The organism is Haloferax sp. Atlit-6N, assembly GCF_003383195.1.
In the GTDB taxonomy this organism is placed as follows: domain Archaea; phylum Halobacteriota; class Halobacteria; order Halobacteriales; family Haloferacaceae; genus Haloferax; species Haloferax gibbonsii.
The window spans coordinates 1,177,359-1,196,904 of sequence record NZ_QEQJ01000001.1; the positions used below are offsets into that span (position 1 = coordinate 1,177,359).

The window sequence follows — 19,546 nt, forward strand, 5'->3', positions numbered from 1 at the left end:
CCACGCCCGAGTCGAGGGAGTTGGAATATTTCAGAACAAATCGTAACCGGTCAACTCCCCAAGCGAGGTACGTATGACAAACGACTCCGAGATTCGCGTACGACTCGTGCGAAACGCGACGGTGCTTGCGACGGTCGATGACACCACGTTCCTCGTTGACCCCATGTTCACGCCGCAGGGCGAGATGCCGACGGTGACGGACAATCCGGCGGTGCCCGAGTTCCTCACGACGGCGAACCAGAAGCGAAATCCGTTGGTGCCGCTCCCGGACGTCGAACTCGACTACGACGCCGTGGTCGTCACGCATCGTCACCCCGACCACTGGGACGAGGCAGCCAGAGAGAAACTCGATGCGGACGTGCCGCTGTTCTGCCAACCCGAGGACGCAGGCGCGTTCAGCGACGAGGGCTTCACCGACGTGCGACCCGTCGAGGACGAGACGTCGTTCGACGGGGTGACGATCCACCGGACGCCGGGACAGCACGGCCACGGCGAACTCGCCGAGGGGATGGGCCCTGTCTCCGGGTTCGTCTTCGAGGGCGAGAAGTCGCTGTACATCGCCGGGGACACCATCTGGTACGACCCAGTAGCGGAAACGCTCGACCGGTTCGAACCTGAGATGGTCGTCCTCAACGGTGGGGAAGCACAGTTCGACCAGGGCGAACCAATCACGATGGGCGTCGAAGACATCGCGGCCGTCCGGGAGGCCACGGATGCGACCGTGGCAGTTGTCCATATGGAAGCCATCAACCACTGTCTGCTCTCCCGTGAGGAACTGCGAGCGGAGACCGAGAACGTCCTCGTCCCCGAAGACGGTGAGCAGGTATCTCTGTAACGGCAGTTCCACGGGGCGACTACGGTACGAACGGTAGGTAGGCACTGTGCGTAGCAACTCTTTCGGTCAGTTCTGACGGGGACGCCGACCCCCACACCACCCTCCGAAACTGCGTGAGTCGTCACGCCCGATTTCGTATCGTCACATGCAATTTATCATGGGCGACATTCGCCGACTCGCGGGCCTTTTACGCCTCGCCGACGGACGGACGTGCATGGTACGGAACGTCGCCGGCGTCATGGCCGAACTCGAGCCCGAGGACTTCTACCTCCTCTCGGGCGTCGAGCAGGGCATGCGCTTCAGCGAGTGGGTCAACCGGGAGAAGCTCCCGAAGAACTCGGGGCTGACCGCCGAAGAGGTCGACTACCGCATCGACCGCTGTATGACCCGCGAGCTCATCGAGCGCAAGACCATCCAGTACGAGGGGTACAAGCTCACGGTCGAGGGGTACGACGCGCTCGCCCTCCGGACGTTCGCCCAACGAGACACCATTCAGGGGTTCGGCGCGCCCCTCGGCGTCGGCAAGGAAAGCGACGTGTTCGAGGTGCAGTCGTTCAAGCCGCTCGCGCTCAAGTTCCACCGCGAGGGGTACACCAACTTCCGCGAGGTGCGCCGCGAGCGCGACTACACCTCCGAGAACCACCACGTCTCGTGGCTCTACACCGCCCGCAAGGCGGCCGAACGCGAGTACGAGGCGCTCGAAACCCTCTTTCCGCAGGTGTCGGTCCCGCGCCCCGTCGACCACAACCGCCACGCGATCATCATGGCGAAACTCGACGGCGTCGAACTCGCCAAGGCGAAGCTCGAATCCGAGCAGGTGACGGGCGTCCTCGACCTGATTCTCTCCGAGATGGCCGAGGCCTACGAGGCCGGCTACGTCCACGCCGACATGTCCGAGTACAACGTCGCGGTCGGCGAGCGCGGCATCACGGTCTTCGACTGGCCGCAGGCCGTCCCGACCGACCACGACAACGCCCGCGAACTCCTCGCGCGCGACGCGAAGAACATCGTCGGCTACTTCCGCCGCAAGTACCCCGCCGAGATGCCCGATGACGTGGATATCGACGCGCTGTCGGCCGCCATCGCCGAAAACGAGTTCGAGAGCGTCACCACCCACGCCTGACGGCCTTTCGCTCGGCGACTCCGCGTGTCACCCGTTGCGAGCGTCAGCTACCGCTCTCGCTCGACGAGGGGCCGCTGGACGAGAGAATAAATCACATACCGCGATATGAAATCCCGAATACGGCGTCTCAGTCCCGGAAATCGTCCGGGACCGACCCGATGAGCAAGGAGTCTTCGACGAGCGCATCTGTTCCCCGCCTGATTCGCTCGGAGAGCGACTGGTGAGAGACGCCCATCTTGTCGGCCAGTTCGGAGAGCGAGATTCGCCGGGGCACTTCGAAGTAGCCCTCTCGGGCCGCCGTCACGAGCGCCTCGAACTGGCTTTCGGTGAGACCGTACCGTCCCGCCGGTTCGGCGTCCATCTCTCGAATCGACTCGATTTCGAATCGCAGTCCGTGTTCCTCCGCGAAGTCGTGCGTCCGCGCGAAGTCGTCGCGAGCCGGGTAGAGTACGCGGAACTGCCACTCGTCGCCCCAACCGTACGCGTCGAGAATCGTCGCGTGAGAGTTCGTTATCATCTGCAGGAGCAGGTGAACGTGGTCGACCCACGCCATCCGGTAGAGATATTCGTCGTCGAACTCCGAGAGACAGGTGACTTCGTCGACCGACGGGTCTTCTCGCAGGGCGTCGTCGATGTCCGAGCGGTCGGCGTGACGAATCCACACCAAAGGCATCACGGTTTGTTCGCCGCTCTCGATGATACGCTCGCACTCGATTTCGACGCCCGGAAGCGCGGAGAGCGTGTGACCTAACGCGAATTCTTCGGACGGAATCGCGCCCCGTACGATAGTTGCCATGGCGGTGGATAGGCGAGCGTGGTACATTTGTCTGCGGGCGGCCCGGGGCACACGCAGGCCCGCCGGTTACACTGCTTCGGATGCTCGTTCAGAACGTGATTGGACGCCAACTGCTGGATTCGAAGTGGACGAGAACGCTGAGCGTGTTGACCTCGGCCGTCGCGGGGTTCAGGGCGCTGGCGAAGGGCCGAACCAAACAGGGAGTGCTGTTTCTGGCTGCCGGAGCGCTCTCGCTCCGGTGGAGTAGCGCCGGATTCGCGGCGCAACTCGCCGCCGAAGCGTTGAACCGTCGCTAACTCGGGGGTCGGCGTCGGCGAATCAGGCCCCCGCGACGGACCGAACCTTGCCAATGCAGGGGCCGACCTCATTGTGTGCGGGTGGCAATCACGAACGCGATGAGACACACAGTTCACGCCGATGAGACCGGGGACGCTCGCGCTCCGAAGCCGCCGAAACCCGTCGCACACGTGCGGGAGGTGAAACGCGGGGGCACGCGGCCCACCGCCGGACGATGACGCTCTCGGCGCTCGGAGTCGCCGCGCTCACGCCGCTGCAGGGCGGCGGCGGGTTCCTCTACTACGCCGTCGTGTTCCTCGTCTTGGCCCTCGTCGCCGGGCTCGCCGGCTTCCGTGGAATCGCGGGGCTCTCGATGAAAGTCGCGCGCATCCTCGTCGTCATCTTCCTCGTGCTGGCCGTCGTCACGTTCCTCCTATGACATCCTCCCCGGCGCGAACGCCGGGGTTTCCTCTCGCTGGGGGTATCGCTTACCAACCCACGGAGGCAACTTGCGGGTTCGTGCGCTCCTCGTTGGAACAAGAGCGTGGTGACTCTGACCAGTCGTGGTCGTTCCACTTGAGGCACACGGGCCGTGCCATCGGCCGTGCTACGTCGGTCTGCCGTTGACGAGACACACCGTGTCTCGTTCGCCAATCAGAACGTTCTGAGTTCTGATGACGTCTCAGGAACGTTTCGGACGCTGTGAGGTCTGCGTGGCCCTCGAAACCGCACGGGCACGTCAGCGTGTCGCGGTGGCGTGTCGTCCGATCTGTTGAACCGCAGTTCGGACACTCTTGAGAGGTCCATGCTTCCGAACGAACCTCCACCGAGATACCATACTCCTCGGCGGTACAGGCGAGGCGGTTGATGAACGCGCGGAACGCCCAGAAGTTGTGCGTCTTGGCGTTCGTCTCCACCGACCAGTGCGTATCGAGTACGTCCGTCAACGCCCCGACGTACACCGTCGAAACGCCTTCGCCGTGCAACCTTTCGATGAGGTCACGGACAAGTTGCTCCACGCGGCGAAGGATTTGGATACCCCGGACTGAGCATTGTCGGCGGTTGTGTCCCTGTTGTCGGATTCACGCCCGCCGTGAACGGCGGGACTCTCTCCTCGATTCAGGTAGGGGACGCTGAACGCTTTTTCGCGGCGACGCGCCACCGTCAGCCTCGCTCGTCACCCGTCGTCTCGTCACCCGCCGCCTCGTCGCCGGGGTACCAGTCGGCGTCGGCATCGACCCGGTTCGCCAGCACCGCGTTGACGACGACGCCGACGAGCAGGGCCAGCGAGCCGACGTACAGCCACGTCAGGATGAGCAAGACCCCGCCCGCGGCACCGTAGAGTTCGATGCTCTGAGAGACGCCGAAGTAGAGGCGGAGCGCCTGGAGCGACGCCGTCCACCCGAGCGCCGCGAGCGCCGCCCCCGGGACCGGTTCCAGTGGAGAGACGTCGACGCCCGGAAACAGCGCGTACATCGGAACGAAAAGCACGGTGAGCAGCGCCCACAGGAGAACCGGCGCGACGACCGACCACAGCAGTTGTGTCACGCGGAAGGAGACGACGAGACCGGCGGCGGCGATGACGCCGACGCCGACCGCGACCGTCGCCATGACGAGGACGCTGTTGAGGAATCGCCTGAGCGCCGAGACCTCTTTCCGCGTGCCGTACACCTCGCTGAAGACGCTGTCCATCCCGCGAAACAGCCGGAGCGAACTCCAGAGAAAGATACCGAGGGCGAGCGCCGCGGCGCGTACTCGCCCGGCCGAGTTCCCGCTCACCGCTCTGAGCGTCGGTTCGAACTGCGAGAGGTCGACGCCGACGAGCAGTTCGAACGTGGGGAGCAAGGCTTCGACGCGGCCGTACGTCGTGACGAGGACGAAAAGCAGGAGCGTCAGCGGGACGAGCGAGTTGAACGCGTAGTACGCGAGACTCGCGGCCGTCACCGTGACGTTCTTCTCGCGGATGACGGCGAGCGTCCGCGCGGCGAGGCGGCGGGCTCCGTCGCGGTCCATGAGCGTCCAACGCGAGGCCCACGTAATAATTCGGTGGCGGGTCCGCGAACGTACCACGCGGGCGGCGATGCGGGCGGTCTCGAAGGAACAGGAACGGGGTCAGGCAGGCTACTCGGTCGCGGTGAACTCGACCGCGTCGGCCTCGAAGTCCTCGACGAACGCGCCCTGTCCGCCGATGCTGTAGGTCCCCTCGTCCGTCTCGACGACGAAGGCGTTCTCGACCGGGAAGGAGTTGTTCGCGGGTTCGAGGAGCCCCTGCCGGATGTCGACCACGCGGCCGTGGAGTTCGGTCGGGCCGTCGGTGTGGACCATCCGCCCGCTGACGGTCACGTCGAGGTCGATGCCCGCGCGCTCGCAGAGCGCCGCCTGCAGGACGGCGTGGCGGAAGTTGTGGTACGTCGCCGGGAGCGGGTCGGGGTCTGTCGTGTACGCCTCGGCGGCCATCGGCCAGTAGTTCCCGAAGAAGGAGCCGACGATGACCGGGCCGAGGTGCGGTTGGGCGAAGACGATGGCCTGCGACTCGGAGTTCGACCGGGCGACCATCTCGCCGGGGGAGATGAGCCCCGTTCGCGAGTCGACGGTGAGCATCGTGGGCATGAGTTCGTGCCAGACGCGCACCAGCGAGGCCACGCCGTCGAGCGCGAGGTCGTCGTGCGGTTCGACGCCGCTGACGACGAGCGAGACGAGCACGCCGCGCTCGCGGGCCGCCCGAAGCTCGTCTTCGACCTCGTCGAGCACGTCGTAGGGGAGCGACAGCGTGATTTCGGACTCGGCGCGGCCGACGAGTTCGGCGATGCGCTTGAGCACCGTCACGCGGGACTTGATGACCTCGAAGCGCTCTTGGTCGCGGGCGGTGGCCGTGTAGCGTTCCTCCAGCGCGGGGCGCATGGACTCGACGCTCTCGGAGAGCGACTCGATGACCTCCATCGGCGGGAGGGGCCGAATCGTCGTCGGCACGACGTGGTCGTTGACCTCCACGAACCCGCGCGATTCCAGTTCCTTGCTCACGCTGTAGACGTAGCGCTTGGAGACGCCCGCCGCGTCGGCGATCTGGCTCGCCTTCGCCTCCCCAAGTTCGAGCAGCGTCAGGTACGTGTCGACGACCTTCTCTGAGAGCCCGAACTGCTCGAGGAGGTCGGCGAGTTCCCGGTCGTCCATGGTCGGACTGTCATCGACCATGATACTTAATGGCTCGAATCGCCGGCGGCTCGGAGCACGGCCGCGTCGGCGACGGTGACGCGAGCGCGCCCGTCGCCCCCGGCCGCGCCGCCAGCGTCGACTCGCTCGGCCGTCAGGAGGTCGGTCCCCTCGACTTCCACGCCGAGTTCGACGGTCGTCGGCTCCCCGTCGAAGTTCAGGACGACGACGAGCCGGTCGGTGCCGTCGTCGCGGGCGAACGCAACCACGCGGTCGGACTCGACGCCGCCGTTTCCGGCAGGAGCGACGCTGGCGGGGACGGGTTCGACGTCGCCGACGCGGAGGACTTCGTGGGCGTCGCGGAGACGGGAGAGCCGCCGGTGGAACTCCACGAGGTCGGTGTCGGCGTCGTACCAGCGCATCGTCCCGCGCTGGGCTTCGACGCCGGTCTCTTGGCCGTAGTAAATCATCGGCGCGCCGGGGAGCGTGAACGTCGCGGCCGCGGCCGCCCGGAGCGCGTCCTCACCGACTTCGCTCCGGTAGCGCTCCTCGTCGTGGTTCTCGATGTACCGAAGTTGCACGGCGTCGTCGGGGAAGCCGTGCCAGCGGGCGTCTGCGACCGCGTCGAGGACGGCCGTCGCCGGTTTCTCGCCCGCGCCGACGTCGCGGAGCGACCCGTACAGCGTCGTGTCGTAGTGGGCGTCGAACTCGGTCTCGTGGTACGCGGGGTCCCGCGGGATGGTCTCGTCGAGGAGCAGGAAGTCGGGGTCGTCGGCTTTCACCCGCTCGCGGACCTCCTTCCAGAAGCCGTGGGGGACGCCCCACGCGACGTCGCAGCGGAAGCCGTCGACGACCGCCGCCCACTCGGAGACCACGTCGAGCATCCACGACCGGACCGCGGGCGAGTCGTAGTTGAGGTTCGGGATGCGCGTCCAGTTGAAGTAGTGTTCCGCCGCGCCGGGGCCGCCCCAGTCGACCTCGGAGGGGTCCTCGCGCTCGGGGACGCGGGCGTAGTGGTCCTCGTAGCCGGGGACGCCGGTCGAGTGGAACTGGAACGCCGAGTGGTCCCGCGACGTGTGGTTGATGACGAGGTCGAAGACGACGCGGATGCCGGCGTCGTGACAGCGGTCGGCGAGCGCCTCGAAGTCCTCGCGCGTGCCGAGGTCCGAGGCGGTCTCGAAGTAGTCGGTGACGTGGTAGCCGTGGGTCGTGTGGCTCTCCAGTATCGGCGTGAGCCACAGGCAGTCGACGCCGAGTGATTCGAGGTAGGGAACCCGCCGGGCGAGTTCGTCGAACGTCGGGTCGGGCGTCTCGCCGACGAACGACCGGACGAACACCTCGTAGACGGTCGCGTGATGCGCCCACTCGGGCGCGTCGCCGGGACGCGAGACGGCGAAGCCGGCGAGGCCGGAACCGGTTTCGTCACCCGTACCTCCGGACTCCACGACCAGCGTGTCGAGAACCGAGTGCCGGACGGACGACTCGCCCGACTCGGTCGTCGTCTGGACCGCGACGGCGTGGACGCGGACCGGCTCCGACGAGTCGAACTCGCGGAGCGTTTCGACCGGGACGCGCAGGCTGTCGCCATCGACCTCGCAGTCGCCCGGTTCGAGCGCGTCGCGGCCGTCGAACAGGAACTCGACCGAGAGAGTCGCCTCCTCGGCGTCGGGCGCTGGCTCCGCGTCCGCGACGACGACCAGTTCGTCGCTGTTCTCCTGCCCGACTCGCGCGTCGAGTCGAACCCGCGGGCGGCCCGGTCCGGGAACCTCGACTTCGCCGCGGACCTGCTCCGCGAGGTCGTCGTGCGGGGCGAACCCGAACGGGTGCGTTCCCGGCGGAAGGTCCACGTCGAGGGCGTAGTCGTCGCCGACGCGGCGCGGGCGGTCGCGGCCGACGAGGCGGTCGTTGAACGGCCCGATGACGGACACCTCGTCGGGCGCCGCGGGTTCGAGGTCGGCCGCGGGGACCGCCAGCGTCGCCGGGCGGCGGTCGTCGGGGAAGGCGCGAACGGTCTGTTCGTGGCGGCCGTCGGGCGCGTCGAGTTCGAGACGGTACGTGCCGGGAACGTCGGGGGCGAGGTGGGCGACCGGCCCGGAGCCGACCGCGACGGCGCTCTCTTCGGGCGCGTCGAGCACGCGCCAGCGGTACGTTGCGTCTCGTTCCGGGGCTCTCGGGGCGAGTTCGACGGGGCGGCCGACCGTCGTGACTCGCGGCGGACCGGGGTGATGCATACCACCTCTCCGGGGAGGGGGGCCCTTACCGTTTCGAAACGGCATGAAAGTTTGAAGGAACATTACACCAAGATTATTATCTGCGGAGGTCCCACGACTCAGCAATGCAACTACGCGACGCGCTGGCCGACTACAAGCGGCACGCAGACCACCCGACTCGGTTCCCGGGCGAGCGACGGACGACGAGCGGCCTGTTTTCGGGCCTCGGAAGCCGGTTAGTCCACGTCGAGACCGACGGCTCGCTCCGCGACTTCGGCTACCCGCTGTCCGGGCTCTGGGGGGTCGAGCGCTCCCGGTTTGGCGTCCGCCCCGTCGGCGACGAATCCGGCGTCCACTGGTTCGACGAGGGCGCGAGCCAGTCGTACGCGGGCGACGGCGCGCTCGTCGTCACCGAACACGAGACGCCCCACGGCGGCGTGACGCAGTACGACCTCGCGGTCGGCGACGGCCACGTCAGCCGGTTCGAGACCGACGCCGACGTGGAACTCGTCGCCTTCGTCCACTTCCAGCCGGACGGCCGCGACACGCTCGTCGGGCAACTGACCCACGGCGACGCCGTCGAGGCCTACCACGCCGAGGAACACGACTTCCTCGCGTCGTCGCCGGCGTTCGAACACGTCGAGGGTCGCGTGCCCGAGGGCTTCGACGAACTGCTCTCGGAGGGCGAGGTCGAACTGCCGCGCCCCCGCACCGACGACTGCTACGAGGAGGGCCAACTGAGCGGCGCGGTCGTCGGGACCGTCCCGTTCGAGGCGGGCGCGGCCGCCGTCGGCCACCTGCTCACCGACGACACCGAGACGAGCCGGGAGGACGCGCTGGACCGCGTCCGCGACCTCGTCGCCCGCGACCTCGACGACCTCCGCGAGCGCACCGCGGGACAGGTCGAAGGCGCGGTTCCCGACCACCGCGAATCGGCCGCGATGCGCGCTGACATCCGCGTGCTCTCGCTTCTGTCCGGGGCGCTCGGCCTCCGCATCGCCGGCCCCGACTTCGACCCCTACTACGCCTACTCCGGCGGCTACGGCTACACGTGGTTCCGCGACGACGCCGAAATCTCGACGTTCCTCTTCGAGTCCGACGAGCGGCTCGACCTCGGCCTCGACGCGTGGCACGAGCAGAGCGCCCGCGCCTACTGCCGAACCCAGCGCGAGGACGGCTCGTGGCCCCACCGCGTCTGGCCCTTCGACGGCTCGCTCGCGCCCGGCTGGGCGAACGCGCGCCTCGAATCCGGCGACGACGCGGACTATCAGGCCGACCAGACCGGGAGCGTCATCGCCTTCCTCGCGGCCTACCACGACCGCTGTGCCGACGACGACCTCCGCGCCGACATCGAGGAGACGCTGGCGAGCGCGCTCGACAGCCTCGACGACACCCTCGGTGACGACGGCCTCCCCGTCGACTGCCAGAACGCGTGGGAGAACATGACCGGCCGGTTCAGCCACACCGCGGCGACGTTCCTCGAAGCCTACGCCGAACTCGCGCTGTCTGACCTCGACTCGGCGCTGACCGACCGGGCCGCAGAGCGCGCCCGCGAGGTGTACGTGGGCATCGACCACCTCTGGAGCGAGGGCCGCGGCTGTTACGCCCTCCGCGTCGCCGACGGCGAACTCGACGACCGCTACGACTCCGCCGCGCTCGCGCTCGCGTCGGCCCACCGGACCTACGACCGACTCGACGGCGTCGACGACGACCGGCTGGACCGGCTCGTCCGCCACGTCGAGTCCGTCTTCGACGGCCTCTGGCACGACCCCGACGACAGCGACGTGAAGGGACTCGTCCGCTTCGAGGGCGACGACTGGCGGATGCGCGAGCAGTCCTCCGAGAAGATTTGGACCGTCTCGACCGCGTGGGGCGCGAACGCCGGCGTCGAGCTCGCCGCCCTGCTGGCCGAACACGGCGACGACCGGGCCGGGGAGTTCGCCGACGAGGGCCGGGCGCTCCTTGACCTCGTCCTCCCCGACGGCCCGCTGTGCACCGACGAGGGCTACCTCGCGGAGCAGTTCTTCGACGACGGCACGCCCGACAGCGCGACGCCGCTCGGCTGGCCGCACGCGCTCCGGCTGGCGACGCTGGCGACGCTCGACGCCGACGACGCCTTCGACGGGGAGTAAGTCGGCGGCGACGCGGCTGTCGAACAGCGAGGGACCGCCGCGAGAAAACAGCGAACTACTTCTTCACGCCTGCTGCGTCGGGGCCGCGCGCCGCTTGGACTCGCGGTAGAGGAGCGACTCGCCGGTCCGCGGGTGGAAGACGTGGAGGTCCGACTCGTCGAAGGTGACGCCGACCGTCTCGCCCGTCTCGGGTTCGATGTCCGAGTCGACGCGGGCGATGAAGTCGGGGCCGATGTCGAGGTGGAGGTAGTTGTCCGAGCCGATGGGCTCGACGACGCCGACGGTCGAGTCGACGACGTTCTCGCCGGACGAGGCCGTCACCACGTCCTCCGGGCGGACGCCGACTCGGAGGTCGGTCGCGTCGGTGGCCTCGCGGAGCGTCGCCGAGAACGATTCGGACAGGCGGTAGGAGAACGCCCCGTCGCCGACGAGGACGAGGCGGTCGCCCTCGCGTTCGACCGACACGTCGAGGAAGTTCATCGAGGGCGAGCCGACGAAGCCGCCGACGAACTCGTTGGCGGGGTTCTCGTACACGTCCTTCGGGCGGCCGACCTGCTGGAGTTTCCCGTCGTTGAGGATGACGATTTTGTCGCCCATCGTCATCGCCTCCTCCTGGTCGTGGGTGACGTACAGCGAGGTGATTCCGAGCTCGTTCTGGAGGCGCTGAATCTCGGTCCGCATCGTGGTGCGGAGCTTCGCGTCGAGGTTCGAAAGCGGCTCGTCGAACAGGAACACGTCGGGTTCGCGGACGATGGCGCGGCCGAGCGCGACGCGCTGTTTCTGCCCGCCGGAAAGCTCGTCGGGCTTGTCGTCGAGGAGGTCCTCGATGCCCATCATCGACGCCGTCTCGCGGACGCGCTCGCGGCGCTCGTCCTTCGAGAGGTCGGTGCTCATCCGCAGGCCGAACGCCATGTTCTGCATGACGGTCTTGTGCGGGTACAGCGCGTAGTTCTGGAACACCATCGCCACGTCGCGCTTGCGGGCGTGCTGGTCCGTGACGTCCTCGTCGCCGATTCGAATCGTGCCGCCGGAGGGCGATTCCAGCCCCGCGACCATGCGGAGCGTCGTCGACTTCCCGCAACCCGAGGGGCCGACGACGGTGATGAACTCGCCGTCCTCGACGTCGAGCGAGAGGTCCTCGACGGCGACGACGCGACCCCGGTCGTACTCCTTGCGAAGCGCTTCGAGCGTGAGACGTGCCATTACTCCCTGTCTAGCCCCATCGTCCATAATCGTTTTCCTATTTTCTGAATTTGTGATGCAATAGTTCGTATTATATTTTATCTCTTGTTTTCGGCTTACTGAAAGCCTCTACACCACATATCGTGAACCGAGCACGACCACCGGAGTGGCAATTTTCTCCGCGAATGCGGCCGTCATTCCGAACTATTAAATATATGAACACATAGTTCATCATAGATTCGTTATGCCAATGAACCGCCGCACAATCCTGAAGCAACTGGCAGGCACGACGGCCGTCGGCGCACTCGCAGGGTGCGTGGGCGTGTCGGAGACCGATTCGACGCAGACGCCCGAACAGAGCGGTGCGGAGGGCGACGACGGTGGCGAAGAGGCCACCGCGGGAGCGGAGACCGAGTCCGCGGGCCCGAGCGGGACGTTCACGCTCTGGCATCAGCGCGCGGAAGCCGAGAAGAAGGCGCTCGAAGCCAACGCCGAGACGTTCACCTCGGAGACGGACCACACGGCCAAGCCCGCCGAAATCGCCGACCTCCGGAAGAAGACCACCTCCGCCATCCCGGCCGGACAGGGCGCGGGCATGTTCGACTGGGCCCACGACTGGACCGGCGAGTACTACCAGAACGGCTTCCTCTCGGACCAGAGCGACCAGCTGGACGTGGACCTCTCGGTCTACACCCGCCCCGCGCAGGAGGCGGTCCAGTTCGACGGCGCGACCGTCGCGCTCCCCTACGCGGCCGAGACCGTCGGCCTCATCTACAACAAGGAGATGGTGGACGAAGCGCCCGAGACCATCGCCGACATGACGGCCATCATGGAGGAGTACCACGACCCCGAAAACGGGATGTACGGCCTCAGCTACCCGCTGGACGCCTACTTCATGAGCGCGTGGGCTCACGCCTTCGGCGGCTACTACTTCGACGAGTCGAACGTCGAACTCGGCCTGTCGAACGAGGCGACCCTCGACGGGTTCCAGTTCATCCTCGACAACTTCGTCCCGTACCAGCCCAAGGACACGGGCTACGACCCGCAGGCGGCCGTCTTCCTCGAAGGCAACGCGCCCTTCGCCATCAACGGGCCGTGGTTCCTCGGCGACGTTCGCTCCAACGACATCGACGCCGGCATCGCCCGGCTCCCCTCGCCCGAGGGCGACGCCGAGCCCAAGCCGTACACGACGGTCAAGCAGCTCTACTTCACGTCGACGCTGGAGGGCGACGAGGCGACGGCGGCCGCGTCCCGCGCGTTCGCCGAGTGGTACACCACGAACACCGACGTGCTCTCGGCGAACGCCGAGGAGTTCGGCTACATCCCGGTCCACAAGGAACTCGCTTCGAGCAGCGACCTCCCCGAGGCCGTCAAGGGCTTCTCGGAGTCCGTCTCGCTCGGCACGCCCATCCCGACGCACCCGAACATGGGCGACGTGTGGGGGCCGCTCGAAGACGCCTTCAACAGCGTGAAAAACGGCGACGCGGAGCTCGAACCCGCGTTCACGAAGGCCGAAGAAAACATCCGGTCTAACTGGGAGTAAGGACGATGAGCGTCGTCGACAGCGCCGTCGAGCGCGTCGCGGACAGCCCGGTCGTGAGCAAGGACGACCTGCCCTTGCTGTTGGTACTGCCGGGGCTGTTCGTCTTCCTCGCGTTCATGCTCTTTCCCGTCCTGTACCTGGTGTATCTCTCGTTCACCAACGCGGAGCCGGCCACGCTGTTCCAGGGCAAAGAGCAGTGGGTCGGCCTCGCCAACTACGCGACGGTCCTCTCGGACGGCCAGTTCTGGAACTCGATGGGCGTGACGTGGCTGTTCGTCGCCACGTCGGTCGCGCTCAAGGTGCTCGTCGGCCTCGGCATCGGGCTCGTGGTGACGGGCAACCGCGTCCGCGGCAAGCGGTTCATGCGGGCGCTCATCATCATCCCGCTGGGCCTGCCGGGTATCTTCACCATCACCATCTGGCGCGGCATCTTCAGCTCCGCCGAGTTCGGCCTCGCCAACCAGTTCCTCCGGATGGCCGGCCTCAACTCCATCGCCTGGCTCTCCGAGCGCTGGATGGCCTTTCTCGCCTACAACGTCACCGAGGCGTGGCTGGCGTACCCGTTCATGGTCATCATCACCGTGAGCGCCCTGCAGGACGTCTCCGAGGAGCTCCACGAGGCGGCGATGATAGACGGCGCGGGGTTCTTCGCCCGCTTCCTGCACGTGACGCTTCCCTCTATCAAGCGCCCCGTGCTGTTCGCCTCGATTCTCACGGCCGCGGCGTCGTTCCAGCAGTTCCTCATCCCGTACGTGTTCAATCAGGGCGGGCCGTCGCGGACGAACGAACTGCTCATCGTCTACGGCTACCGCGAGGCGTTCCGCTTCCAGAAGTACGGTGAGGGCGCGGCCATCATGCTGGTCGCCGTGGCCGTCATCGGCGTCTTCATGATGCTGAACGTCAAGAAGGGACAGCTCGCCGAGGGGGTGGACGACGCATGAGCGCCATCTCCGACATCGCGGCCGAGCTCGCCGACGACGCGCGGACCGCCGCGATGGCCCCCGTCGAGTCGGTCAAGGACGCCAAGTACACCCTCGAAGGCATCCGCGAGGGGCGCGTCAGCCCCGCGACGGTGCTGAAGACCGCCGGCATAACCCTCGGTGCCGCGGTCGTCGTCGCGCTCCTGTTGTTCCCGCTGTACTGGGTCGCCGTCGGGGCCTTCTCGGGCACCGGCGCGTCGCTGTACTCGTCGAGCGGGATTCGCCTGTGGCCGGCCGACCCGACCATCGAGCCGTTCCTGTGGGTCATCGGCGACCTCATCGTCCCGAGCTACCGCATCAGCCTCGGCCTCGGCGGCTACGAGGTGTTCCTGCAGACGCCCGAACTGACGTTCCTCGACGTGTCGCAGTACGGGGTCACGGAGACCTCCGAGTTCAAGCGGTTCTTCGCGAACAGCCTCACCGTGGCGATTCCGACGGTGATACTGGCGATGTGTCTCATCGTCCCCAGCGCCTACGCGCTGTCGCGCCGGCAGTTCATCGGGCGCTCGAAGGTGCTGTACGGCTACGTGCTGTTCACGCAAATCGGCGGCGGCCTCGGCGTCGCGCTCCTCATCGCGCTGTACGCCCTGTTCGTCCAGTTCGGCTTCAACGACAGCAAACTCGCGCTGTCGGCGTACTACGCCGCCACCGCGGTCCCGTTCAACACGTGGCTCCTGAAGACGTACATGGACGGGATTCCCGTCTCCTACGAGGAGGCCGCGATGATGGACGGCGCGCCGTCGTGGAAGATCGTCACCGAAATCATCCTCCCCCTGTCGAAGGCGGGGCTGGCGACGGTGTTCATCTTCACCTTCCTCACCGGATGGACCGAGTTCGTCGTCGCCCAGACGCTGCTTTCGACGGACAACTACACCCTCCCCGTCGGGCTGTACTCGCTCGTCGGCCGGTACTCCATCCCGTGGGCCCGGTTCTCGGCGTTCGCGCTGACGTTCGCCGCGCCCATCATGCTCATCTACCTGTTCGCACAGCGCTACATCGAAGGTGGCCTGTCGTTCGGCGGGATGGAAGGCTGAGCCGCGTCGGCGGCACCCTCGATACCGTCTTTTTCGGCCGGTTCACCGCGCCAGTCGGTGGCACGCGCGTCGCTCGAATCCGAAGTCCTTAACCCTCCCCTGTTGGTAGTTCCGCCAACTCGCTGGCAATGCGGGCACGCCAGAGGGCACCCGTCACGAACGGGACGAAATGTGGTCTCAGGGGAGTTCCCCGACGGACTGAATCGCAAGCGCCCGCGGTGATATACAATGGCACGAAGCTTCTATTCCCACATCAAGGAAGCGTGGAAGACCCCGAAGGAAGGCAAGCTGGCCGAACTCCAGTGGCAGCGAAAACAGGAGTGGCGCAACCAGGGCGCTATCGAGCGCATCGAGCGCCCCACCCGCCTCGACAAGGCCCGTGAGCTCGGCTACAAGGCCAAGCAGGGCATCGTCGTGGTCCGCGTCTCCGTCCGCAAGGGCGGCGCGCGCAAACAGCGCCACAAGGCCGGCCGCCGCACGAAGCGCCAGGGCGTCAACCGCATCGGCCGCCGCAAGTCCATCCCGCGCATCGCGGAGGAGCGCGCCTCTCGCAAGCACCCCAACCTGCGCGTGCTGAACTCCTACGGCGTCGGACAGGACGGCTCCCAGAAGTGGCAGGAAGTCATCCTCGTCGACCCCGAGCACCCGGCCATCCAGAACGACGACGACCTCAACTGGATCTGCGACGACACCCACGAGGGCCGCGCCTTCCGCGGTCTCACCAACGCGGGCAAGAAGAACCGCGGTCTCCAGAACCGCGGCAAGGGCACGGAGCACATCCGTCCGTCCATCCGCGCCGGCAACGGCCGCGGCAAGTAACGCCCCGCGCACCGCGCCAATCTCCTCTCTTTATCGACCGCCGAGCCGCGGCTTCGTCGCCGTCGGAATCGACGGCCCGTACGCTTATTCCGGCCGCTCCGGACTACTGACACGACTGCATGGTCAGTATCGAAATCAGCGGACCGCTGCTCCTCGCCGCCGCGGTCCTCGGGGCGACGTGGATATACCGGGACGCGAAGCGCCGCGCGATGGACACGGCGGACATGTGGGCGGTCGGGTTCTTCGTCGCGTTCGTCCTCCTGCCGGTGCTCGGCGGCCTCGCCGTCTTCGTCTTCTACCTCCGAAACCGGAACCGGCGGCGGGGGTCGCCCGTCGCGGTTCCCGGGGCGTAGGTTCGGGCGTCGCTCTGCGAGTCGAGAAGAGCAGTCGTGAAACCCCGTCGGCGACTCAGAACGGCGACGTGGGTCCGAGGTCCGCCTCGCCCTCGGACCCGTCTTCGACCGCGCCGTCCCACGCGTCGAAGCCGCCGCGGAGGCTGGACACGTCGGCGTCGACGTTGCTGTCCAGCACCGAGGCGACCTGCTTCGAACTCTTGCCGACGTAACACGAGACGACGACCTCGGCGGGCCACTCGCGGTCGAACACCTCGGGGCCGAGCGTCGCCGCCGGGAGGTTCTCCGAATCGGGGATGTGTCCGGACGCGTACGACGAGGGGTCTCGAATGTCGACGACGGCGATGTCTTCGTCGTCGGCCAGTCTCTCGCGTAGTTCGTCGGGCGTCGTCTCGGCGACCATACCCGACGTGACGGGCGGAGCGTCAAAGGCGCGTCGCTTCCGGCGATGTCGTCGTCGGAGACAGCGGTCCGCGACCCGGGCCACGGGAACCGGTCCGCCCGTGCCGCGGCTTTATTCGGGGCCGACGCCAACCTCGGGATATGACGCTCTCACTCGACGCCACCCAGTTGGACCGCTACTCGCGGCACATCATCATGGACGAGGTCGGCCCGGAGGGCCAAGAGCGACTGCTCTCGGCGCGGGTCGTCGTCGTCGGCGCGGGCGGGTTGGGCGCGCCGGCCATCGAGTACCTCGCGGCGGTCGGCGTCGGCGAACTCGTCGTCGTCGACGACGACGTGGTCGAGCGGAGCAACCTCCAGCGGCAGGTCATCCACCGCGACGACGACGTGGGCGTGGCCAAAGCCGAGAGCGCCGCCGCGTTCGTCCGCGGGCTCAACCCCGACGTGTCGGTCGAGCCGGTCGAAGCCCGCGTGGACAAGTCGAACGTCCACGAGATTCTCGCGGGCGCGGACGTGGTGGTCGACGCCTCCGACAACTTCCCGACGCGCTACCTCCTCAACGACGTCTGTCGCTTCGAGGATATTCCGCTGGTCCACGGAGCCATCTACAAGTTCGAGGGGCAGGCGACGACGCTCGTCCCCGAGGGGCCGTGCTACCGGTGTCTGTTCGCCGAAGCGCCCGAACCGGGGACTGTCCCCGACTGCGCGACGACCGGCGTCCTCGGCGTCCTCCCCGGGACGGTCGGCTGTATTCAGGCGACGGAAGCGATGAAGCTCCTCCTCGACGAGGGCGAGGTGCTCGACGGCCGGCTCCTGTTTTACGACGCCATGGACATGACGTTCGAGACGGTCCCGTACCGGAAGAACCCGGACTGCCCCGTCTGCGGCGAGGGCGGCGTCGACTCCATCGAGGACATCGACTACGTCGAGAGCTGCGCAATCAGTCTCGACTGAGAAGAGAACTCCAACGCGGCGTCGTCGAACGCCCCGAGTCGGTCGCGCTACCGGTCGAACTGGAACCCGCCGAACTCGTCCGCAGAGCCGCCGTCGGTCGCCGCGCGGACCGAGTCGGCGTCCGCGCCGTCGACCACCTCGTCGAAGTCCATCGCGTCCAGTTCCTCGACCGCCGCCGCGTCGCCGCCGACGAGGGCGTCCACCCGGTCGGCGAGCGCGTCGAGCGCGACCGTCTGGTCGGCCGTCGCGTCGGTGATGTCGGTCGTCGACGCCTCGGCCGCGGTCGCGTGTTCCTGGGCCACCTGAATCGTGGTCGTGACCTCCTCGATGTTGGTCGCCTGCGAGTCGGTCGCGCGGGCGACCTCGGTGACGCCGTTGGCCGCGGAGTCGGCGGCATCGGCGATTTCCGAGAGCGAGGCGAGCACGTCCTCGATTTCGCCGGAGGCGACCTGAATCTGCTCGTGGGACTGCTCGGAGGCCAGTACCGTCTCGTCGGCCTGTTCCTGAATCTCGGCGATGCTGTCGGCGATTTCCTCCGTGTGCTCGTGGGTCTGGTTCGCGAGCTGTTTGACCTCGTCGGCGACGACCGAGAAGCCCTCGCCGGCCTCGCCGGCGCGGGCGGCCTCGATGTTCGCGTTGAGCGCGAGCAGGTTCGTCCGGTCTGCGACCTCCGCGATGACCTCGACGACCTCCTCGATGACGACCATGCGCTGTTGGAGTTCGGTCACGCTGTCGAGCAGTTCGTCGGAGATGTCGATGACCTGGTCGGTCGCGGACCGGATGCTCTGGCCGGCCTCCTGCCCGTTTTCGGCGGCCGCGCGGGCCTGATTCGCCGCCGACGCGACCTCGTCGGAGGTGGCCGCTATCTCCTCCATGCTGGCCGAGAGGTCCTGCATCTCCTCTGCGCCCGTCGAGAGGAGGTCCGCCTGCTCCGTGACCTGCGACTCGATGTCGGTCGCGGCGGTCGCGGCCCGCTGAATCGCGCCGCCGAGGTCGGCCGTCGTGGCGTCGACCTCGCTGGCGAGGCGGTCGAACCGGGTCGCCATCTCGTTGAGGTCCGAGACGACCGCCAGCGTCTCGTCGTTGAGGACGCCGCGGTCGTCCGCGAACGACGCGCGGGCCGAGAGGTCGCCGGCCGTGAGGCTCCCGATGGTGGTCGAGACCTCGTCGACGAGCGCCTCCGACGCCCGCTGTTTCTCCACGGCGTCGGTCCGGTCGTGGACCGCCTCGACGACGCCGACCAGTTCGTCGCCCTCGAACAGCGGTTGGGCGGTGAAAGCGATGTGCCGGTCCGCGCCGTGTCGGTCGGTCATGGTACTGGTGTCGCGGTAGAGCCGGCTCCCCTCGTCGACCACGTCGAGCCCGTGGACCTCGTCGGCGGTCCGCGGGTCGTCGAGCACCTTGTCGGCGAGCGTCTTCGCCCGCCGGCCGTCCGGGTAGAACAGTTCGCTCACGTGTTCCGACCCGAGCGCCTCCGCCGCGGGAACGCCCGTGAGTTTCGTAATCGGGCCGTTCCACGTGATGACCCGGCCGTCGGCGTCGAGGACGAACACCGGCATTCCCACGCCGTCGAGCAGGCTACCGGTGTCCAGTCGCTCCGCCGCCAGCGCGACCGTCCCTCGTTCGTCAGCCTGTGCGCCACCGTCGGTCCGCGTCCGAGCCCCGACCCCCGGGACCAGCGCCGCGAGTCGCGAAAGCAGGTCCATACGTCCACCTCACGCGGATTGCCGGTATAACGCTACGCTCCGAGATATCAT

General features: G+C 67.5%; 18 protein-coding genes and 1 pseudogene. 11 read left to right on the forward strand and 8 right to left on the reverse strand.

Annotation, left to right across the window (positions count from 1 at the left end):
• Positions 1-73: 73 nt before the first annotated feature.
• Together DEQ92_RS06085 and DEQ92_RS06090 are read left to right on the forward strand one after the other, a co-directional pair.
• Positions 74-835, forward strand: coding sequence for an MBL fold metallo-hydrolase (locus DEQ92_RS06085; protein WP_115820554.1), 762 nt, complete (start codon positions 74-76; stop codon positions 833-835).
• Positions 836-1,049: 214 nt separating this feature from the next.
• The gene (locus DEQ92_RS06090; protein WP_004973221.1) at positions 1,050-1,958 is read left to right on the forward strand and encodes a serine/threonine-protein kinase RIO2; all 909 of its coding nucleotides are present in this window, start codon (positions 1,050-1,052) and stop codon (positions 1,956-1,958) included.
• Positions 1,959-2,085: 127 nt separating this feature from the next.
• On the opposite strand, the gene DEQ92_RS06095 is transcribed toward DEQ92_RS06090, so the two are convergent.
• Positions 2,086-2,754 carry a helix-turn-helix domain-containing protein gene (locus DEQ92_RS06095; protein WP_050458650.1) on the reverse strand — a complete coding sequence of 223 codons (669 nt, stop codon included), beginning with the start codon at positions 2,752-2,754 and terminating at the stop codon, positions 2,086-2,088.
• A gap of 95 nt (positions 2,755-2,849) precedes the next feature.
• Between DEQ92_RS06095 and DEQ92_RS06100 the strand changes: the two genes are divergently transcribed.
• Both DEQ92_RS06100 and DEQ92_RS06105 read left to right on the forward strand, forming a co-directional pair.
• Positions 2,850-3,050, forward strand: coding sequence for a hypothetical protein (locus DEQ92_RS06100; RefSeq protein WP_147299476.1), 201 nt, complete (start codon positions 2,850-2,852; stop codon positions 3,048-3,050).
• Positions 3,051-3,265: 215 nt separating this feature from the next.
• Positions 3,266-3,469, forward strand: a complete 204-nt coding sequence (locus DEQ92_RS06105; RefSeq protein ID WP_004973225.1) for a DUF1328 domain-containing protein — start codon at positions 3,266-3,268, stop codon at positions 3,467-3,469.
• Between the two features lie 49 nt (positions 3,470-3,518).
• Here the strand turns inward: DEQ92_RS06105 and DEQ92_RS06110 are convergent.
• The 4 genes and pseudogenes from DEQ92_RS06110 to DEQ92_RS06125 form a co-directional block, all read right to left on the reverse strand.
• Positions 3,519-4,046 (reverse strand): annotated as a pseudogene (locus tag DEQ92_RS06110) (zinc ribbon domain-containing protein); the annotation flags it as partial.
• Between the two features lie 148 nt (positions 4,047-4,194).
• On the reverse strand, positions 4,195-5,043 hold the full coding sequence (locus tag DEQ92_RS06115) for a YihY/virulence factor BrkB family protein (protein ID WP_050458649.1): 849 nt from the start codon (positions 5,041-5,043) through the stop codon (positions 4,195-4,197).
• Between the two features lie 108 nt (positions 5,044-5,151).
• On the reverse strand, positions 5,152-6,222 hold the full coding sequence (locus DEQ92_RS06120; protein WP_004973235.1) for a TrmB family transcriptional regulator sugar-binding domain-containing protein: 1,071 nt from the start codon (positions 6,220-6,222) through the stop codon (positions 5,152-5,154).
• Positions 6,223-6,227: 5 nt separating this feature from the next.
• Positions 6,228-8,411, reverse strand: coding sequence for an alpha-amylase family glycosyl hydrolase (locus DEQ92_RS06125; protein ID WP_115820555.1), 2,184 nt, complete (start codon positions 8,409-8,411; stop codon positions 6,228-6,230).
• A gap of 104 nt (positions 8,412-8,515) precedes the next feature.
• Here DEQ92_RS06125 and DEQ92_RS06130 point away from each other — a divergent pair, with 104 nt between their 5' ends.
• Positions 8,516-10,522 carry a glucan 1,4-alpha-glucosidase gene (locus tag DEQ92_RS06130; protein ID WP_115820556.1) on the forward strand — a complete coding sequence of 669 codons (2,007 nt, stop codon included), beginning with the start codon at positions 8,516-8,518 and terminating at the stop codon, positions 10,520-10,522.
• 63 nt (positions 10,523-10,585) lie between these two features.
• Here the strand turns inward: DEQ92_RS06130 and DEQ92_RS06135 are convergent, their stop codons facing one another.
• The gene (locus DEQ92_RS06135; RefSeq protein ID WP_115820557.1) at positions 10,586-11,725 is read right to left on the reverse strand and encodes an ABC transporter ATP-binding protein; all 1,140 of its coding nucleotides are present in this window, start codon (positions 11,723-11,725) and stop codon (positions 10,586-10,588) included.
• Positions 11,726-11,954: 229 nt separating this feature from the next.
• Here DEQ92_RS06135 and DEQ92_RS06140 point away from each other — a divergent pair, with 229 nt between their 5' ends.
• The 5 genes from DEQ92_RS06140 to DEQ92_RS06160 all read left to right on the forward strand — a co-directional run bounded on the left by DEQ92_RS06140 (position 11,955) and on the right by DEQ92_RS06160 (position 16,433).
• Positions 11,955-13,247, forward strand: a complete 1,293-nt coding sequence (locus tag DEQ92_RS06140) for a substrate-binding domain-containing protein (RefSeq protein ID WP_115820558.1) — start codon at positions 11,955-11,957, stop codon at positions 13,245-13,247.
• Between the two features lie 5 nt (positions 13,248-13,252).
• A complete protein-coding gene (locus DEQ92_RS06145; RefSeq protein ID WP_115820559.1) occupies positions 13,253-14,188 on the forward strand; it encodes a carbohydrate ABC transporter permease in 936 nt (311 codons plus the stop codon).
• Positions 14,185-15,261 (forward strand): sugar ABC transporter permease, encoded by a 1,077-nt coding sequence (locus DEQ92_RS06150; RefSeq protein WP_050458644.1) that lies wholly within the window; start codon positions 14,185-14,187, stop codon positions 15,259-15,261. The genes DEQ92_RS06145 and DEQ92_RS06150 overlap by 4 nt, the downstream gene beginning before the upstream one ends.
• 228 nt (positions 15,262-15,489) lie before the next feature.
• Entirely contained in the window at positions 15,490-16,080 is a 591-nt protein-coding gene (locus DEQ92_RS06155) for a 50S ribosomal protein L15e (protein ID WP_050458643.1), read from the forward strand.
• Between the two features lie 119 nt (positions 16,081-16,199).
• The gene (locus DEQ92_RS06160) at positions 16,200-16,433 is read left to right on the forward strand and encodes a hypothetical protein (protein WP_115820560.1); all 234 of its coding nucleotides are present in this window, start codon (positions 16,200-16,202) and stop codon (positions 16,431-16,433) included.
• Positions 16,434-16,488: 55 nt separating this feature from the next.
• On the opposite strand, the gene DEQ92_RS06165 is transcribed toward DEQ92_RS06160, so the two are convergent.
• Entirely contained in the window at positions 16,489-16,836 is a 348-nt protein-coding gene (locus tag DEQ92_RS06165; protein ID WP_004973262.1) for a rhodanese-like domain-containing protein, read from the reverse strand.
• Positions 16,837-16,976: 140 nt separating this feature from the next.
• On the opposite strand from DEQ92_RS06165, the gene DEQ92_RS06170 reads away from it, so the two are divergent.
• Complete coding sequence (locus DEQ92_RS06170; protein ID WP_115820561.1) at positions 16,977-17,789, forward strand: molybdopterin-synthase adenylyltransferase MoeB; 813 nt, start codon at positions 16,977-16,979, stop codon at positions 17,787-17,789.
• A gap of 47 nt (positions 17,790-17,836) precedes the next feature.
• Here the strand turns inward: DEQ92_RS06170 and DEQ92_RS06175 are convergent, their stop codons facing one another.
• On the reverse strand, positions 17,837-19,495 hold the full coding sequence (locus tag DEQ92_RS06175; protein WP_004973266.1) for a methyl-accepting chemotaxis protein: 1,659 nt from the start codon (positions 19,493-19,495) through the stop codon (positions 17,837-17,839).
• Positions 19,496-19,546 lie beyond the last annotated feature (51 nt).

What these genes read in the sequence shown, in the direction of transcription:
- DEQ92_RS06085 (WP_115820554.1), top strand. Translation starts at nt 74, where the DNA reads ATGACAAACGACTCCGAGATTCGCGTACGACTCGTGCGAAACGCGACG.
- DEQ92_RS06090 (WP_004973221.1), top strand. Translation starts at nt 1,050, where the DNA reads ATGGTACGGAACGTCGCCGGCGTCATGGCCGAACTCGAGCCCGAGGAC.
- DEQ92_RS06095 (WP_050458650.1), bottom strand. Translation starts at nt 2,754, where the DNA reads ATGGCAACTATCGTACGGGGCGCGATTCCGTCCGAAGAATTCGCGTTA.
- DEQ92_RS06105 (WP_004973225.1), top strand. Translation starts at nt 3,266, where the DNA reads ATGACGCTCTCGGCGCTCGGAGTCGCCGCGCTCACGCCGCTGCAGGGC.
- DEQ92_RS06115 (WP_050458649.1), bottom strand. Translation starts at nt 5,043, where the DNA reads ATGGACCGCGACGGAGCCCGCCGCCTCGCCGCGCGGACGCTCGCCGTC.
- DEQ92_RS06120 (WP_004973235.1), bottom strand. Translation starts at nt 6,222, where the DNA reads ATGGTCGATGACAGTCCGACCATGGACGACCGGGAACTCGCCGACCTC.
- DEQ92_RS06125 (WP_115820555.1), bottom strand. Translation starts at nt 8,411, where the DNA reads ATGCATCACCCCGGTCCGCCGCGAGTCACGACGGTCGGCCGCCCCGTC.
- DEQ92_RS06130 (WP_115820556.1), top strand. Translation starts at nt 8,516, where the DNA reads ATGCAACTACGCGACGCGCTGGCCGACTACAAGCGGCACGCAGACCAC.
- DEQ92_RS06135 (WP_115820557.1), bottom strand. Translation starts at nt 11,725, where the DNA reads ATGGCACGTCTCACGCTCGAAGCGCTTCGCAAGGAGTACGACCGGGGT.
- DEQ92_RS06140 (WP_115820558.1), top strand. Translation starts at nt 11,955, where the DNA reads ATGAACCGCCGCACAATCCTGAAGCAACTGGCAGGCACGACGGCCGTC.
- DEQ92_RS06145 (WP_115820559.1), top strand. Translation starts at nt 13,253, where the DNA reads ATGAGCGTCGTCGACAGCGCCGTCGAGCGCGTCGCGGACAGCCCGGTC.
- DEQ92_RS06150 (WP_050458644.1), top strand. Translation starts at nt 14,185, where the DNA reads ATGAGCGCCATCTCCGACATCGCGGCCGAGCTCGCCGACGACGCGCGG.
- DEQ92_RS06155 (WP_050458643.1), top strand. Translation starts at nt 15,490, where the DNA reads ATGGCACGAAGCTTCTATTCCCACATCAAGGAAGCGTGGAAGACCCCG.
- DEQ92_RS06160 (WP_115820560.1), top strand. Translation starts at nt 16,200, where the DNA reads ATGGTCAGTATCGAAATCAGCGGACCGCTGCTCCTCGCCGCCGCGGTC.
- DEQ92_RS06165 (WP_004973262.1), bottom strand. Translation starts at nt 16,836, where the DNA reads ATGGTCGCCGAGACGACGCCCGACGAACTACGCGAGAGACTGGCCGAC.
- DEQ92_RS06170 (WP_115820561.1), top strand. Translation starts at nt 16,977, where the DNA reads ATGACGCTCTCACTCGACGCCACCCAGTTGGACCGCTACTCGCGGCAC.
- DEQ92_RS06175 (WP_004973266.1), bottom strand. Translation starts at nt 19,495, where the DNA reads ATGGACCTGCTTTCGCGACTCGCGGCGCTGGTCCCGGGGGTCGGGGCT.